Genomic DNA, 17,101 nt, shown 5'->3' with positions numbered 1-17,101 from the left:
TCCGGCGCCAGCCGCGATCCGCTGATCGACTTCGGCGACATCCGCGTCGGACTCAGCGTCCACATCGACCCCAGGGTCGCGGCGGTGGCGATCGCCGTGACCACGGTGGCCTGCCTGGTCCAGCTCTACTCGATCGCCTACCTGCGCGACGACGAGCGTTACGCCCCCTACGCCGCGCAGATCGGCATCTTCACCGCCGCGATGCTGCTGGTGGTGGTCGCCGACGACCTGATACCGCTGCTCGTCGGCTGGGAGGTGATGGGCGCCTGTTCGTACCTGCTGATCGGCCACGACCGCAGGCTCCCCGAGGCGCCCGCCGCGGCGGTCAAGGCGTTCCTGGTGACGCGCGTCGGCGACGTCGGCTTCCTGCTGGGCATCGTGCTTTTGGGCGCGCACGCCCACACCTTCAACATCACCGCGATCCTCCACCGGGCGCCCACATTGAACAGCGGCGTGGTGTTGGCGTCCTGCCTGCTGATCCTGGCCGGCGCCGTCGGCAAGAGCGCCCAGTTCCCGCTCCACACCTGGCTTCCCGACGCCATGGCGGGCCCCACCCCGATCTCCGCGCTGATCCACGCCGCCACCATGGTCGCCGCGGGCGCCTACGTCCTGTTTCGACTCGGACCGCTGTTCGCCGCCGCGCCCGCCGCGGCCACGGTCACCGCGATCATCGCGGGCGTCACCATGCTGCTGGCCGCCTGCGCCGCCCTGGCCGCCGACGACCTGAAGCGCGTCCTGGCCTGGTCCACCGTCAGCCAGGTGGCGTACATGTTCGGCGGCATCAGCGTGGCCGCGCCCGACGCCGCCCTGTTCCACCTGCTCAGCCACGCCGCCTTCAAGGCCCTGCTGTTCCTGGGCGCGGGCGCCGTGATCCACCTGGTGTCCAGCAACTCCATGTCCCGCATGGGCGGCCTGCGCCGCGGCGCGCCCGTGACATTTTGGACGATGACCATCGGCTTCGCCGCGATGGTCGGCGCCCCACCGCTGTCGGGCTTCTGGAGCAAGGAGTCCATATTGGGCGCCGCGTTCGAGTCGCCCACCGCGGCGGGCACCATCGTGTGGGGCGCGGGCGTCGTCACCGTCGCCCTCACCGCCGCCTACGCCACCCGCGCCTGGCTGCGTACCTTCTTCGGCCGGCCCCGCTCGCCCGGCGTGCACCCCCACGACCCCGAGCCCCTGATGCGCTGGCCCCTCATTGTCCTGGCCGTCCCCGCCGCCCTGCTCGGGCTGGCCGCCATCGGCCCGCTCACCCGCCTGCCCACCGTCCACATCGACCTGTCCCTCATCGTGCTGCTGATGGCGGTCGTCGGCGTCGGCGCCACCTACCTGGTCTGGAAACGCGACACCGCCGCCGACCCCGCCGCCGCGCTGGGCCGCGCCCGAGCCGTCTTCATCAACGCCTTCTACCTCGACACCGCACAGGACCGCGCCGTCGTCCAACCCGTCATCCGGCTGGCCCGCCTGGTCCGCCGCGCCGACGAAACCCTCGTCGACGGCGCGATCGAGGAAAGCGCGCCCGCCACCGCCGTCCTGGCGCGCGCCGCCGCCCGCCTCCACGGCTTCGGCGTCCCCCGCCACCTGCTGACGGCCCTCGGCGGCGCCGTCCTGATCGGCGCCATCGGCGTCGCCGTCTACCTGGGGGCACTGTCGTGATGAACCTCGTCCTGGTCGCGGCGCTGGCGTTGCCCGCCGTCGGTGCGGTGGCGGCTTTCGCGGTGCGCCAACGCAACCGGCTCGCCAAGTGGGTCGCCACGGGCTTCGCGGCGGCGGGATTCCTCGCCGCGGCGGCGCTTCCGCTGGCGTCCGGCGACGGCCCCATGTGGCATCGCGTGAACCTGCCGTGGGCGCAGGCGATCCATCTGCGATTCGACATCGGGGTGGACGGGGTGTCCTACCCGCTCATCGCGTTGACCGCCCTGCTGACGCTGCTGTGCTGCGTCCACACCACCATCTACGAACCCGCGCGGGGCAGCGGAGCGGTGCTGGCCGCGCTGCTGCTGGCCGTGGACGTGGGCATCACGGGGGTGTTCGCCTCGGTGAACCTCGTGGCGTTCTTCGTGTTCTTCGAGATCGTGCTGCTTCCGATGTGGGCGATCATTCACTTCTGGGGCGCCGAGGACCGCAGGCACGCCGCGATCAAGTTCGCGCTGTACACATTGCTCGGTTCGCTGCTGCTGCTGGCGGGGATCTTCGTGATCGTCGGGTCGACGGGCACCGCCGACATCGTGCGGCTCACCCAAAGCCACGGGGCGGGGATGTCGCCGGGCACGCAGGTGCTGGCGTTTTCGTTGCTGGGCATCGGTTTCGCGATCAAGGCGCCGCTGTGGCCGCTGCACACCTGGCTGCCCGACGCCCACACCCAGGCGCCCACCGTGGGGTCGGTGATCCTGGCGGGCGTGCTGTTGAAGCTCGGCACGTACGGGCTGGTGCGCGTCGGCGTGGGGACGACTCCCGATGGGGCACACCGGGTGGCGCCCGTGCTGGCGGTGCTGGCGGTCGCCGCGATCCTCATCGGAGGACTGGTGTGCCTGGCGCAGAACGAGCTGAAGCGGCTGATCGCGTACTCGTCGGTGGGGCACATGGGATTCGTGCTGCTGGGGATCGCGACCATGACCGCGGCGGGGATCAACGCCGCGCTGTTCGGCAACATCGCCCACGGCCTGATCACGGGCCTGCTGTTCTTCCTGGCAGGCGCCATCAAGGACCGCGCGGGAACCGGGGAGCTGTCCAAACTGGGCGGTCTGCGCAACGCGGCGCCGGGGCTGGCGGGGATCCTCGGATTCACCGCGCTGGCGTCGCTGGGATTGCCCGGGCTGGCGGGGTTCTGGGGCGAGGCGTTCAGCGTGTACGGATCGGCCAGCCGCGGTAGCGCACTGTGGATCACGCTGGCGGTGTTCGCGGCGCTGGGCGCCGCGCTCGCCGCCGCGTACCTGCTGCGGCTGCTGCGGCTGGTGACCCACGGCGACTCCTCGCCCGTGGTGGCGAACCTGGGATCGGCGGCGGCGCTGCGGCGCGGCGAGATCGCCATCTGGGCGCCGATCACCGCGGGCATCCTGGTGTTCGGCGTGGCGCCGTGGCTGCTCCTGGACGGTTTCGCGGGCGCGTTGATTCAACAGGTGGTGGCGCGATGAGAACCCAGGCCATCGACCACATGGCCCTGCTGCCCGCGTACCTGGCCGCCGCCACCGCCGTGGCCGCCCTGGTCGCCGACCTGATCGTGGCGCGCCGCGCCGTCGTGCTGGCCACCACCGCGATCGGCACCCTGGCCACCGCCGTGGCCGCGGCCTGGCTCGGATTCAGCCCCGACCGCGAGACCTTCTGCGCCGCGGACGGATGCTCGTACGCCACCACCCGCCCCGGCGCCCTGGTCGCCGTGACGCTGTGCGCCCTCACCCTGGCCGTGCTCGGCCTGTCGGCCGCCACGCTGCGCGACCGCGAGGGCCCGCCGCACGGCGAGTACCTCTTTCTCCTGGCCAGCTCCCTGACGGGCGGCGTCGTGCTGGCCTACGCCCGCGACCTCATCACCATCATCGTCGCCCTGGAGACCCTCACCCTGCCGCTGTACGTCCTGGTCTCCATGCGCCGCAAGGATATCCGCAGCGCCGAGGCCGCCGTCACCTTCCTGCTGGCCTCGGTGGCCGCCAGCGCCCTGACCCTGCTGGGCGCGGCCCTGCTGTACGCCGTCACGGGCCAGGTCCACCTCAGTGGACTGTCGCACGCGCTGCACGGACCCACCGCCCCGCTCACCGCCGCCGCCGTGGCCATGGTGATCGCGGGCATGGTCTTCAAGGTCGCCGCGGTTCCCTTGCACGCCTGGGCACCCGGCACCTACGACGGGGCGCCGCTGCCGATCGCCGCCTACCTGTCCACGGCGTCCAAGCTGGGCGGAATCGTGGCGATCACCTGGGTCCTGACCGTCGGCCTCACCCCCGTCGCAGCCGTGTCGGGGGGAGTCCTGGCCGCCGTGGCGGCGGTGACCATGACCGTCGGGAACCTGGTGGCGCTGCGCCAGACCCGCGCGGTGCGCCTGCTGGCCTGGTCGTCGATCGCCCAGGCGGGCTACCTGCTGGCGCCCTTCGGCGGCCTCGCGGTGGCCTCGGGGCGCACCCACGCGGGGGTGGAGGCGATCGCGGCGGCCGTGATCGGCTTCGCCGTTTTGTACGTGGTGCTGGAGATCACGGCCTTCGGTGCGGTGATCGGGCTGCGTGGCGAGCGCGTCGACGGCGGCGATCTGGACGACTACGCGGGCGCCGCCCGCCGCTCCCCGTGGCTGGCGGGCGCGCTGATCCTGGCGCTCACGGGCCTGGCGGGCCTGCCTCCCGGCCTGGCGGGCCTGTTCGCCAAGGTCACGGTGTTCTCGGCGGTTGCGCCCCGGCTGCCCTGGCTGGCGGTGGTGATCGCCGTCAACGCGGTCATCGGCCTGGTCTACTACCTGCGCTTCAGCCTGCGCCCGCTGCGAGGCACGCCCGACGCCGCCCCGGGCGCACCGCTGCCCGCCGCCATCGCCGCCGCGGCCTGTGTCGCCGCCGCCGTGGTCCTGGGTTTCGCGCCGCAACTAGTGCTCCACCTCGCGGCGATTTCACAGTGAATTCCCAGTTTGTTCGGGCAAAATTCGCTTGAGGGGAACAATGACGTCACCCCGCAGCGTTTGATCGGCCGGGAGTGAGGCACATGAATCACCACAATGGTTTGAAGACCGCGCTGCTGCTCGGCGCGCTGTCGGCCCTGATCGTGGCCGTCGGCTACTGGATCGGCGGCGTGATGGGTCTGGTCATCGCGGCCGTCATCGCGCTAGGCATTAACGCCTTCACATATTTCAATTCGGACAAGATCGCGCTGCGCTCCATGAACGCCCAGCCCGTGTCCGAGGCCCAGGCGCCCGAGCTGTACGCCATGGTCCGCGAGCTCGCCGACCGCGCGGGCCAGCCGATGCCCCGGCTGTACGTCAGCCCCGTGCCGCAGCCCAACGCCTTCGCCACGGGACGCAACCCCCAGCACGCGGCCGTGGCCGTCACCGACGGCATCCTCCGCCTGCTCACCCCGCGCGAGCTGCGCGCCGTGCTGGGCCACGAGCTGTCCCACGTCTACAACCGCGACATCCTGATCTCCTGCGTCGCCGGCGCCCTGGCCACCGTCATCAGCGTCCTGGCCAACCTCGCGTGGTTCATCCCGCTGGGCAACGACCGCGAGGGCCCGAACCCCATCGTCCTGCTGCTCACCATGATCCTCGGCCCCGTGGCCGCGGGCGTGATCCAGATGGCCATCAGCCGCAACCGCGAGTACCAGGCCGACGCCTCGGGGGCCGAGCTGTCGGGCGACCCGCTGGCCCTGGCCAGCGCGCTGCGCAAGATCTCGGGCGGCGTCGACCAGCTGCCGCTGCGCGCGGACGGCCCCATCACCAACAGCGCGCACCTGATGATCGCCAACCCGTTCCGCGGTGGCGGACTGTCCAAACTGTTCTCCACCCACCCCCCGATGGCCGATCGCATCCGCCGCCTCGAAGAGATGCAGCGCGCGGTCCGTTAACCCACCTGAAGGGCTGTCGTACCATGAGCAGCTGATCGATTTGGAGGCGCAGTGGAGAACAACACCATCGTGGTCACCGGCGGTGCCGGTTTCGTTGGCAGTCACCTGATAGCGGCATTGGCGCGGGACTACCCGCGTTCCCGCATCGTCTCGGTCGACAACTACTTCACGGGGCGCCGCGACGTCCACGTCGACGCCCCCAACGTGACCTACCTGGAAGACTCCACGGCCAACATCAACAAGCGCTGGGCCAACGAATCCTTCGGCACCCCCGACATCGTGTTCCACCTCGGCGAGTACGCCCGCATCCCGCAGTCCTTCGACGAACCCGACCGCGTCTGGGAGTACAACGCCTGGGGGACAAAGGAAGTCGTCAAGTTCTGCCTCGACAACGGCGCCCGGCTGGTCTACGCGGGCTCCAGCTCGAAGTTCGGCAACGACGGCCAGGACGAGCACCTCAACCCGTACGCCTGGACCAAGGCCAAGAACGGCGAGCTGATCCGCAACTACGGCAACTGGTACGGCCTGGACTACGTCATCACGTACTTCTACAACGTCTACGGCCCTGGCCAGATCGAGGACGGCCGCTACGCCACCGCGATCGGGATCTTCCAGCGCCAGTACCGCGACGGCGAGCCGCTCACCATTGTGGAGCCCGGCACCCAGTCCCGCGACTTCACGCACATCGACGACACCGTGGCGGGGCTGCTGCGCTGCGCCGAGCACGGCAAGGGCGACGGCTACCTGATCGGCGCGGGCCGCGAATGGCAGATGCTCGAGGTGGCCAAGCTGTTCGGCTGCGAGCACGTCATGATCCCCGCCAAGCCGGGCGAACGCGCGCGCGGCGAGGCCGACAACTCCAAGGTGCGAGCCCTGGGCTGGGAGCCGAAGGTGGCGCTGGAGGACTACGTCGCGGACTTCGTCGCCTCGGCGCGGCGCGGCTGACTCACACCGCGGTGATCGCCTCGGTGTCGGGGAGCCCAAGGTGGGCAAGGACTTCCCGCGAGCGCCCGCGATGTTCGCGCGCCGCCGCGACGTCCGCGGCCGCCTCGAGGATCTGAGCCAGCAGCGCCTCGGCGCGCGCCAGGAGCAGTGTCCGCGACGACTCCTCGCACACCCTCACGGCCTCCAGCGCGAGGTCGTGGGCGGCGTCGGTCTCGCCGAGCGCCAGGCGGCACCGCGCCCGTGCCAGCGCCCGTCGCGCCAGCAGCGATCGGTCGAGGGAGCGCCCGCCGATGGGGGACAGCTGCGACAGCACGACCATGCCGTCCCTCGGCCGTCCGAGGTCACAGTGGACGAGCGCGAGTCCGATGCGTGCCTCGTCGGCCATCACGTGGCGGCGCGCCACCTCCGCCCGCTCGAGACCGTCGCGCAGCGCGGACTCGGCCTCGTCGAGGCGGCCCAGCCGACGCAACACCTCGCCGAGCTGGATGACGGCCAGATCGGACGTGCGCTGCGTGGGGGCGGCGTCGGCGGCGAGGACGCGACGCAGCCAGCGCTCGGCGTCGTCCAGCCGCCCCATGTCGGCGTGAAGGTTGCCGAGCACCTCGCACACCCGCAGGTACGTGTCGTCGCGGCGGTCGCCCGCGGCCCGTTCGGCGCGCAGCAGCAGCGTCTCCGCCTCGGCGAAGCGTCCCGTGGCCCGCAACAGGTTGCCCAGATTCCTCAGGCGCGAGTCCAGATGGACGGCGTGCCCGGGCCGCTCGGCGGCCTCCAGCGCCGCGCGCTGGAACGTCTCGGCCTCGGCGTATTCGCCCGCGCCGTACAGCATTCTTCCCAGATTCGACAGAAGGACGCCGTCGTCGTCGGCGTCGGGGATGTCGCGCGACAGGTCCCACGCGGCGCGGGCGTGGCGCACCGCGGTGGCGTGGTCGCCGCGGTGGTGGGCGACGCGGGCGAGCGCGTCCTGGATGTGCACGGCGGACGCGGGTCCGCCGTCGGCGGTGCTGAAGGCGTTGTCGGCGATCTCTTGGAGCTCAACGAGATCCACCCCGAGGTCGCCGTGCCGCGTCAGGGCGACGCCGAGCTTCCAGCACCGCGGATGGTCGCGGAGGCTCTCGACGGCCGCGGCGATGTTGACGTACTCCTCGGGTCCGCGGATCCGGGGATCGGTGAAGTACCAGTCGATGACGCGATCGGCGATGGCGTCACGCCGCGGCCGCGTCAGCTCGGACGCCGCCCGATGCGAGGCGTACGACCGCACCAGATCGTGCAGCACGTACCGCTCGCTTTCGGGGCGCTGTACCAAATGCGCCGCCCGCAACGCGTCGAGTCCACTGTCGACCGCCGCGCCGTCGCCCGCCGCGGCCGCGATCAACGCGCGCGGAAGCCGGCCCCCGGGAATCACCCCGATCGTCAGGAACAGGTCACGCGCCGACGGGCTCAGCGCCGCCACCGACAGGTCGAAGCTCGCGGCCAGGTCCGCGCGGGCGTCGCCGTCGAGGCTGAACCCCTCGACCCCCTGGGCCGCGCGCAATCGGTGCGCGAATTCCGCGACGTCCAGGCGCGGCTCGCCCGCCAGCCGCGCCGACACGATGCGCAGCGCCAGCGGCAGCCGATCGCACAGGTCGGCCAGCGCCTCGGCGGCCCCGGCGTCCCCGCCCAACCGGCCGTCGTCCACGAGGTCGCTCATCAACGCGATGGCCTCGTTGTACGCCAAGGGTTCCAGCCCGACGGGACGCACCCCGTCGACCGCCACCAGCCCGGGCATTCGATGGCGGCTGGTGATCAGTACCGCCACGCCCGCCGACCCGGGCAGCAGCGGGCGCACCTGATCGGCGTCGCGCGCGTTGTCCAGCAACAAGACCAGGCTTCGTCCGTCGGTCAGCGACCGAAACAGCGCCGCCGCGGAGTCCACATCGGGCGGAATCCCGTCGGCCGCGACCCCCAGGCCGCGCAGCAGATGGGTCAGCGCCTGGCCGGGCCGCAGCGGTGCGGTGTCGTCGAAGCCGCGCAGGTTCACATACAGCTGCCCGTCGGTGAAGCGCTCGCGATTCAGCCGCGCCCACCGCACCGCCAGCGCGGTCTTGCCGATGCCGCCCGGCCCGGTGATCAGCACCCGGCGCCCCGCCTCCACCCGGCGATCCAGGGTGGCCAGGGCCTTCCGCCGTCCCATGAAGCCCGGCACGTCGGCGGGAAGCTGTGCGGGGACGGCGATGGCGGTCGCCGCGATCGGTGCGGGGGACAGGGTGGGCTCGCCGCGCAGGATCGCGGTGTGTAGCAGGCGCACCGACTCGCCGGGGTCGATGCCGAGTTCCTCGGCCAGCAGTCCCCGCAAGTGGACGAACGCCTCCAGCGCCTCGGCGGTGCGCCCGCACCGGTGCAGCGCGAGCATCAGTTGGGCCGTGAACCGTTGCCGCAGCGGGTGTTCGGCGACCAGCGTCCGCAGCTGCGACACCAGCGACGCGCCGTGTCCCATGTCGAGCATCGCCTCGACGCGTTCCTCCGTGATGGACAGCCGCAGCTCGTCGAGCCGCGCCGCGATCGCCTCGGCGAACCGCCCCGTCAGCCCCGCCAGCGACGGCCCCCGCCATTCCGCCAGTGCGGCGTCGAACGCGGTCACCGCTTGGGCGTGGTCGCCGCCGTCGCGTCGCCGCCGCGCCTCGGCGACCCGGGTCTCGCAGCGCAGCACGTCGAGGTCCGCCGCCTCCACCGCCAGCCGATACCCGGCCCCGGCGGTGAACAGGCGGTCGGGCGGCAGCCCCGCCTCGCGCCGCAGCCGCCCGATCAGGTTGCGCACCTGCCGGTCGGCGGTCGCGGGGGGCTCGCCGTCCCACATCGCCGCGGCCAGCCGATGCGTTGGTACGACACGGTTCGCCTCGTCCAGCAGCGCCACCAGGACGCGCGGCTGCTGGGTGCCCGGCAGCCGAACGGGCGCGCCGTCGCGCGTCAGCTCCAGCGGCCCCAGCAAGCCAAACCGCATGAACGCTCCGCATCGACTCATTGAGATAGGTCGCTCAAGTATCGCCGCCGGCGGGGGCCGTGTCCTCCTACGAACAACCAGAGTCGCGGCCGTGCGGGTACTCGTCGGCGGTCACGGCGCCAGGACGACCTTGCCGCGGTTGGCCCGCGCCAACAGCCGTTCGTGGGCCGCCGCGGCCTCGCCGAGCGGGTAGACGCGGTCGACCATCGGCACAAGCGTCCGCGCGAAGTACCCGCGCCACAGGTCGTCGCGCCAGGCCGCGTAGCGCTCGGGTTGCTCGCGGGCGACGCGGGCGACCTGGAAGCCGACCGCGCTGCGGTTGCCGTCGAGCAGGTCGAAGGCGTTGATGCTCCCGCCGCCCGACCCGTAGAACACCAGGCGCCCGCACGGCGCGAGCCACTTGATCGAGCGGCCCACCTGCTCCCCGCCCACGCCCTCCAGGACGGCGTCGACGGGGGCGGGCGGGCCCTCGTCGTAGGTGCACACCGCGTCGGCGCCGAGTCCCTTCACGAAGTCGGCCTTGGACGAGGATGAGACCGCGCCGATCACATTGGCGCCCAACGCCTTCGCCAACTGGACGGCGATGTGCCCGACCCCGCTGGCCGCGGCGGTCACCGCGATGGACTCGCCCGCCGACGGCGTGGCCGCCTCGAGCGCGCCGCGCGCCACCAGCCCCGAACGCACCAGCGCGATCGCGTCGGCGGCGGTCGCGCCGCTCGGCACGGCGCTGGCGAAGGCCCGCTCCAGCACCGCCTGTTCGGCGTACGCGTCGGCGAAGCACAGGCCCGTGACGAGGTCGCCGACGCCGAATCCCGTGACCTCGGAACCGATCTCGAGCACGGTCCCGCACACCTCCCCGGCCAGGGGCAGCGGCTCGGTGGAGGCGTCCAGTCGGCGCACGGCGGGCAGCGTGACGCCGACGGCCTCGACGGAGATGAGCAGCTGGGTCGCGCCCGCCCGCGGGGTCGCGACGTCGTCGATGGTGAGTTCTCGGCCGACGCCGAGGTGCCGAACCCGCTTCATGGGGCCTCCTGAGATATCGTTGGGAAACCAACAATAACTCAATTGATGGGATTCCAACAAATATGTCGGTCGACCGCGAACTCCACGTCGCCACCAGCATCCGCGGCCTGCCCAGCTGGCTGCTCGGCCGCGCGGCGGCCCGCGGCCGCGCCCTGGTCGCCGAACACCTGGCGCGCCACGACATCAAGCTGTGGGAACACGCGGTGCTGTCGGCCCTGAGCGACCTCGGCGAGATCAGCCAGGCCGAGCTGGGCAGGGCGATCGCCCTGGACCGCAAGGACGTCGCGGGCGTCGTGTCGGGTCTGGAGGGCCGCGGCCTGCTCACCCGCGCCCCCGACCCGCGCGACCGCCGCGCCGTGATCATCACGATCACCGCCGACGGCAAACGCCTCGCCCGCCAATGCGCGCGGGCTGGCGCCGACGCCAACGAGCAGCTTCTCGCCGACCTGACGCCCGACGAGCGCGCCCGGCTGGTCGACCTCGTCACCCGCGTCGCAAGGGTCGACGGCGAGCCGACAGCGTCGAGTACCTAGTGGACGCTGACGACTCCGCGGACGAAATGCGCCCCCGCGGTGTTAGCTCACTGGCTAGCGGTAGTTCGGCCGCGCCAATGGTTCACTCACTACCTAGCGGTAGTTCGGCTGCGCCAATGGTTCACTCACTACCTAGCGGTAGTTCGTGAACTGAAGCGGCACATCGAAGTCCGCGTCCTTCAGCAGCTTGATGATCTCCTGGAGATCGTCGCGCTTCTTGCTGGTGACCCGAATCTGTTCGCCCTGGATCTGTGCCTGCACGCCCTTGGGGCCCTCGTCGCGGATCGTCTTGTTGATCTTCTTGGCGACGTCCTGGGCGATGCCCTGCTTCAGGGTGCAGTCGATCTTGTACGTCTTGCCCGACGGCCGCGGCTCGTCGGTGTCCAGGGCCTTCAGCGAGATGCCGCGCTTGACCAGCTTGTCCTTGAACACGTCCAGCGTCGCGCGCACGCGGTCCTCGGTCTCGGCCGTCAGGGTGACCGTCTCGTCCCCCGACCGCTCGATCTTGGCGCCCGTGCCGCGAAAATCGAAGCGGGTGGAGACCTCCTTGGACGCCTGGTTGATGGCATTGTCCAGTTCGGCGGAGTTGAGTTCGCTGACGATGTCGAACGAAGAGTTCGCCATGTGCCGTTGCCTCCCAGCAGTTCGTAGACCGAACCTCGAGATTAGGCCATGGCTCGACCATCGTTTCGGCTGGCCGCGAGCCGCCCCCGCGCGAAGATCCGCACGCCGCGGCCTAGCGTTTCGGCCCCGCCTATCGGATACTCGATTGATGTCTGAGGTCAGGACTCCCCCCGCGCGCCGCATCGGACTGACTCTACTGTGGATCATGGTGCTCGTCTGGGCGGCGTTCACCCTGTGGCGCTTCTTCGGCGTCGACAACGCCTGGCCCCTGGTCGTCGCCATCGCCTACACCCCGTACATCACCATCGCCATCCTGGTCCCGCTCGGCCTGGCGGTCGCGCTGCGCGCCCTGGGCGCCGTCACCGTCCTGGTGCTGTGCCTGTGCGCCCTGGTCGTGGCCCTGGCACCCCGCGCCATCGCCGACTCGGGTCCCCGCCCCGACGGCCCGAAGATCCACGTCATGACGGTCAACCTCCACGTCGGCGGCGCCGACCTGTCCGCCGTCGCCGAGCAGGCCGTCACCGACGGCGTCGACATCCTCAGCGTCCAGGAACTCACCCCCGCCGCCGACAAGACCCTGCGCGCCAAGCTCCACGGCACGCTGCCCCACGCCCTCACCAAACCGGGCGACGCCGCCGCGGGCACGGGCATCTTCTCCCGCTACCCCCTCACCGAGGCCCGGACGCTGGAAACCGACGGCCGCTTCGAGATGCCCGCCGCCACCATCCACATCGAACACGCCGCGCCCCTGCAATTCCTCGCCATCCACCCCGCCGCCCCCGTCTCGCCCGGCCTCATCCCCGACTGGCGCCACGACCTCAAGGCCGTTCCCACCTCCGCCAAGGACGGCCCCGCCCGCGTCCTGGCGGGCGACTTCAACGCCACCCTCGACCACGCCACCCTGCGCGGCCTGATCGGCACGGGCTACACCGACGCCGCCGACGCCTGCGGCAACGGACTGTCGGGCACCTGGCCCATGGACAAGCGCCTGGTCCCCAAGGTCACCCTCGACCACGTCCTCACCAGCAAGGCCATCACCCCGATCGCCACCTCCGTGACCACCATCCCCGACACCGACCACCGCGCCCTGTCGGCAACCCTCGCCATCCCCGCGTCCTAACCCACTTGCGCCCCCGCCCGCCGCACCGGTTATCCTTTCTCGCGCGCTCGTCATCGCGAACGAGCGTGCACCATGGCGCGTTGCCCGAGTGGCCAAAGGGATCGGTCTGTAAAACCGCTGGCTCCGCCTACACTGGTTCGAATCCAGTACGCGCCACCACAGCCGAAACGGCCCCCGAACTGTAAAAACAGTCCGGGGGCCTTTCGTATGCCTGTGCGATTGAATGCAAGCCGATGCGGCCAGATGCGGCTATCCGGGACGAGGGCGGGACGAAGAATCCGCGCGAGTCTCCGAACGCCCTAACGCGACACTCCTTGACTTCCGAGTTGCGGAGGTCAACGCTCTACCGCCATTGGCGGTGATACCCCGTTGACGTTGGTGACTATGGTGACTGAATTCCGAAAACTGGCACCTGACCAGGGATAGCACTTGTCAGACGGGCGTTGACAGAATGGCGACAAAATAACCTCGGCGTTGACAGAAAAGTCCCACCAACCAACACGTCGCTACGCTGACCAGCAATAAACCCCTGAGGGCGATTCTAAGCGCATAACTCGGATACATCCTTACTTGGATATACCTCGACCGGTGCGCATCGACACCTCGACCGCTCGTGTGGGTTAAATCGGTCGGACTTTGCCCATCGCCATCGAGGATGGCACTTTGGCAATAAACCTGGCATCAGCGGCGGCCGGAATCGGTTGTTCTTTCAATCGCCATTAGCCCAGCCGCCGCTGCGGTCATCCCTACCGAGTCACCGCACGCAAGGATTGGTAGATTCGACTTGGCCTTACTTCGCTTCGTTCAGTTTCTGTCTAGTTCGCGAACGGCCCCGGTGTGCTGGGACGAAAGTTCAGGCTGTCTCAATCTTTTCTGAGGGGCCGAGGCGAACACAAGACACATAGGAATTACAGTGTTTGAAGTGCTGGCCATCGGCACCATTTCCGCTCTACTCGCTGCGGGGCGTTTGGCCTTGAGGTTCTATATCGTCAAGCGTGCACGGCCCGAGGATCTGCCGAAAATAGCCGAAGCTCTTGGACGGCGGGACTCCGGGCCGTGGCGGCTGTTCCGCGGCCAGTAAGACGGCTGCCCCAGCGTCAGATGATGCTGGGGCAGAACTCCACGGTATGCCACCTTCAATGACAAGATTTTCATCGGTCTCCGCAATCGAAGTTGGTAACCCGCAAGTTGGCTACATCGATCTGGCGCCTATCTACTGACCGCCCAACCAGGCCTGTGCGTCGGTCTCCTGTCAAGCGAGCGCATCATCCCCGTCGACGAGATCACTGACCAGCAGTAGTGGGGACTCCTGTCAGTCCAGCCAGCCGAGTATTTCTGTCAACGCCAGCCCCACTTTGTCGCCACTATGTCAACGCTCTCCTGACGAGTGCTTTTGCTGGTCAAGCACCAGTCTCAGAATTCTGTCACCATTGTCACCAACGACACCGGGGTAAGTAGCCCCATGAGCGTCACAGCCGCAGGCCTTCTACGAGTGTTGTGCATGGCCATGGCGGTCTGACTCAGGTTTTGCAGGATTCGTTGGTCAGTGAGGTAGTTATGCATCTACGTTCTGCGTACCTAGCCGATAGTCTGTGTGACGGAGGTATTAGATCCACGCGACGTGCGGCCTGGACCGAGTTAGCCTGCGTCAACAAGAGCGGAGGGGATTGAAAATGCAACCCATTAATGATTCTGGGATATTTTGGATACCTGGAACAGTAACGGAATTGTCGGGTCGCCTAGATTTTGACGCCATAGACGGGTGCAAAATCGAGTTGGTGGGCGATTTTGATGATGTGCAGTTTGATCAATCAAGCGTCCTGATCTGGGGATACATTGGTTCGAAAAGGGTCACACTTCGTGATTGCTGGAAAACGCGACTTCAACAACCCTCTCGCGGTGTTGTCGAGTCTGCCTATCACGTAGGTGGTTTGTTCATTGGCAGCCATATGTCGGAGGATGACAATCTATTCGATCGGGTTCTAGTGAAATTCGGCGAACTTGGCAACTGGGTAGGAAGTTCGGGTATCAAGTACCGCGTACAGGAAGAGGATGATGATACTAGTTCAATCGTAAGCATGTCTCTTGATTCAATGCTAGAGGATGAGGCTAATTTTTCACGCGGGTGTATCAGAGTATTTCAAGGCTGGAGTACGAAAAAAGTTCCGAACGGCAGCGTACTGTATCAGCATTCATACATAGAGATTAAGTACGATAGTCCCGCGACTTTCCAAACGATTACTGGAGACGTAGTCGACATAGAGCAGTTGATTTCTATGTGTGCCGACGTCCCATTGACAATGGACTTGCTTAAAGTTTTCCGTGATCATGCAAATGAGCCAACCGCCGAAACTTCACCCTCGAATGGCTCACTGCAAGTCGAGTACAAAGCTTCCCGGATACATCATGTTGAACCTACCGACAAGGATCGAATACCTAGGTATGACAGGTACCTGTCATACCGTGAAATTGATGGCGTTGACGGAATGGCTAAGTGGCTTGACGTTGTACCCGAATTTCGACGGTCGCTGCACGCCTTGTCCGGAGTTCGATACATGGGTAAGACCTATATGGAGAATCGACTACTAAACGTTATTAGTGCCGCAGAAGGCTTTCATCGCAACGTCTACCAAGTGCCTGAAACCGAGCAGGAATCACACCGACAGCTGATTCAAACCTTGCTCGAAGCGGTACCGGATGAAGATTCCCGCGATTGGATTAATGACAAGCTCGCATATGCTTATGAACCTTCACTCAAGAAACGCCTCATGAAATTGGCAGGTAGAAGCAAACGTGCAATCAAAGTGATAATCCCTGACAAGTATAAATGGGCACACGTTGTGGCTAGCGCTCGAAATGAGGTAACTCATGTAAACAGTGATGTTGATACTATAGATAGCGAAGATATGCTTTACCTTCACTACTCAGTTTTTGACGTTGTACGCGCGAATATGTTGCTGAGTTTGGGCGTATCGATAGGCCTCCTTGAAAGTGCGAGTGATCGTTATTGTTTCTCGTGGTATAAAGATAGACTAAGAGGAACTATTGACAGGCTCCACGCGAGGTATTCGCAGAGATTACGTCAGGCTTCTTTATGTTGAACTGCTTGTCGGGTCGGTTTAAGGCTACTCACTTGAAGAGGTGAGATGTCGTATGGATTCGAGATGCCCCAACAACGGCGGCCTCTCTCCGTCCCGAGAGGCCGCGACATCATCTCCCTACCTCTAAGGTTGTGCCAGGCGGCACCCGCCTATGAGTGACCCTCATCGATCCTTGGTCACTGGAGCTACTCGCACGTTTCAACAGGTCACAGCCTTAGGGTGCGCCGGAATCATGAGGGCGTACTAGTGCCTCGACAGCGTCGAACGATGCGCGAGCCTCGACCGGGCGACAAGAACCTACGTACGTATACGAAGATATGTATACTAAGCGGGAACGCGTCACCAAGAAAGGAACGTCGTCCATGCCAGAGCACGCATACGTGGTGATCGCAGGGGACTATGCCCGGCGCATCCGATCGGGTGAGCTACCCCCGAGGACACAACTGCCCAGTCACGCGGAGATTGCCGCCGAGAACGTCACCAAGAAGAAGGTCTCGGACATCGTCGTCCGTAAGGCAATAGAGATGTTGATCAGTCAAGGACTCGTCTACTCCGTCCGGCGACGCGGCGTCTTCGTCGCCGACCAGCCAAGCCTGATCCGTATCTCCCCGGGGCGTTCGATGGAGAAAGCCGAGTCCACGTTCACCAATGAGAGCGGCAAAGAGGTACATGTTGAGCGTGAGCTCAGCATCATCCCGGCGGATGCCGAAGTCGCACAAGCTCTGAACCTCGACGAAGGTAGCGAAGTAAGCCACGTCGTCACGCGGGTCACCGAAAGTGGGCAGCCGGTGTCTATATCGGACACCTTTCGGCCTAAAGGGTTCGAAGGTACCGCCGATGCCGTGGTACTCGAAGAAACCATAAGCGACGGTGAGCCTCCCGACGAAGCCCACGCGGAATGGCTCAAAGTCAAAACAGGCGATCTCGTCAAGCGTGTCGAGCAACGCTTCCTAGATGAAGTCGATCGCCCCGTCATGGTGTCCAAAGTGTCTTACCCGCGCGATCGACACAAGGCAATGATGTTCCGCATGTCACTGGAACCAGCCAGTCCAAACTGACTATGGCCGCTAGCATCGGAGAGGCTTTCGACATTGATACCGGTTTGCCGGTCTCCATGCTCCACGAGCAAAAGGCCATAGAGGACGTTGAAAGCGCTCTGACGTGGTTGCAGCTCGCCAAGAAGTATGCCGAGCACAAATGGTCACGAGTGGCAGGTAAGAGCCGCAAAGGCATGGCCGACGTGCTTCGCGAT

At 67.0% G+C, this 17,101-nt stretch carries 13 protein-coding genes, 1 tRNA gene and 1 pseudogene; 12 read left to right on the top strand and 3 right to left on the bottom strand.

From position 1 onward, the window contains the following. The 5 genes from VE172_RS14355 to VE172_RS14335 form a co-directional block, all read left to right on the top strand. A partial coding sequence (locus VE172_RS14355; RefSeq protein ID WP_324802603.1) for an NADH-quinone oxidoreductase subunit 5 family protein occupies nt 1-1,653 on the top strand: 1,653 nt, incomplete at its 5' end. Beyond that, nucleotides 1,653-3,131: a complex I subunit 4 family protein gene (locus VE172_RS14350; protein ID WP_324802604.1), complete on the top strand. Its 1,479-nt coding sequence runs from the start codon at nt 1,653-1,655 to the stop codon at nt 3,129-3,131. The genes VE172_RS14355 and VE172_RS14350, both read left to right, overlap by 1 nt. Continuing rightward, nucleotides 3,128-4,588, top strand: a complete 1,461-nt coding sequence (locus VE172_RS14345) for an NADH-quinone oxidoreductase subunit N (protein WP_324802602.1) — start codon at nt 3,128-3,130, stop codon at nt 4,586-4,588. The genes VE172_RS14350 and VE172_RS14345 overlap by 4 nt, the downstream gene beginning before the upstream one ends. A gap of 83 nt (nt 4,589-4,671) precedes the next feature. Next, nucleotides 4,672-5,526: a zinc metalloprotease HtpX gene (gene htpX, locus VE172_RS14340; protein ID WP_324802601.1), complete on the top strand. Its 855-nt coding sequence runs from the start codon at nt 4,672-4,674 to the stop codon at nt 5,524-5,526. A 51-nt stretch (nt 5,527-5,577) separates the two neighbouring features. Further along, nucleotides 5,578-6,471, top strand: a complete 894-nt coding sequence (locus tag VE172_RS14335) for an NAD-dependent epimerase/dehydratase family protein (RefSeq protein ID WP_324802600.1) — start codon at nt 5,578-5,580, stop codon at nt 6,469-6,471. A 1-nt stretch (nt 6,472) separates the two neighbouring features. Here VE172_RS14335 and VE172_RS14330 read toward each other — a convergent pair whose 3' ends face one another. Both VE172_RS14330 and VE172_RS14325 read right to left on the bottom strand, forming a co-directional pair. Further along, entirely contained in the window at nt 6,473-9,448 is a 2,976-nt protein-coding gene (locus tag VE172_RS14330; protein ID WP_324802599.1) for an AfsR/SARP family transcriptional regulator, read from the bottom strand. A gap of 111 nt (nt 9,449-9,559) precedes the next feature. Then, the gene (locus VE172_RS14325; RefSeq protein WP_324802598.1) at nt 9,560-10,471 is read right to left on the bottom strand and encodes a quinone oxidoreductase family protein; all 912 of its coding nucleotides are present in this window, start codon (nt 10,469-10,471) and stop codon (nt 9,560-9,562) included. A 62-nt stretch (nt 10,472-10,533) separates the two neighbouring features. Here VE172_RS14325 and VE172_RS14320 point away from each other — a divergent pair, with 62 nt between their 5' ends. Then, entirely contained in the window at nt 10,534-11,004 is a 471-nt protein-coding gene (locus VE172_RS14320) for a MarR family winged helix-turn-helix transcriptional regulator (protein ID WP_324802597.1), read from the top strand. 132 nt (nt 11,005-11,136) lie between these two features. Here VE172_RS14320 and VE172_RS14315 read toward each other — a convergent pair whose 3' ends face one another. Then, entirely contained in the window at nt 11,137-11,628 is a 492-nt protein-coding gene (locus tag VE172_RS14315) for a YajQ family cyclic di-GMP-binding protein (RefSeq protein WP_324802596.1), read from the bottom strand. A gap of 148 nt (nt 11,629-11,776) precedes the next feature. On the opposite strand from VE172_RS14315, the gene VE172_RS14310 reads away from it, so the two are divergent. The 6 genes and pseudogenes from VE172_RS14310 to VE172_RS14285 all read left to right on the top strand — a co-directional run. After that, a complete protein-coding gene (locus tag VE172_RS14310) occupies nt 11,777-12,748 on the top strand; it encodes an endonuclease/exonuclease/phosphatase family protein (protein WP_324802595.1) in 972 nt (323 codons plus the stop codon). Between the two features lie 74 nt (nt 12,749-12,822). After that, nucleotides 12,823-12,907: transfer RNA gene (locus VE172_RS14305), tRNA-Tyr, on the top strand. 754 nt (nt 12,908-13,661) lie between these two features. Beyond that, on the top strand, nt 13,662-13,829 hold the full coding sequence (locus VE172_RS14300) for a hypothetical protein (protein WP_324802594.1): 168 nt from the start codon (nt 13,662-13,664) through the stop codon (nt 13,827-13,829). 592 nt (nt 13,830-14,421) lie between these two features. Next, nucleotides 14,422-15,849: an ApeA N-terminal domain 1-containing protein gene (locus tag VE172_RS14295; RefSeq protein ID WP_324802593.1), complete on the top strand. Its 1,428-nt coding sequence runs from the start codon at nt 14,422-14,424 to the stop codon at nt 15,847-15,849. Nucleotides 15,850-16,211: 362 nt separating this feature from the next. Then, on the top strand, nt 16,212-16,907 hold the full coding sequence (locus VE172_RS14290; protein WP_324802592.1) for a GntR family transcriptional regulator: 696 nt from the start codon (nt 16,212-16,214) through the stop codon (nt 16,905-16,907). Between the two features lie 2 nt (nt 16,908-16,909). After that, nucleotides 16,910-17,101, top strand: a pseudogene (locus VE172_RS14285) (hypothetical protein); the annotation flags it as partial.

It is taken from the genome of Stackebrandtia sp., assembly GCF_035643755.1.
Taxonomy (GTDB): Bacteria; Actinomycetota; Actinomycetes; order Mycobacteriales; family Micromonosporaceae; genus Stackebrandtia.
The sequence above is the reverse complement of the archived record's forward strand: the minus strand, read 5'-3'. Positions and strand labels throughout refer to the sequence as shown.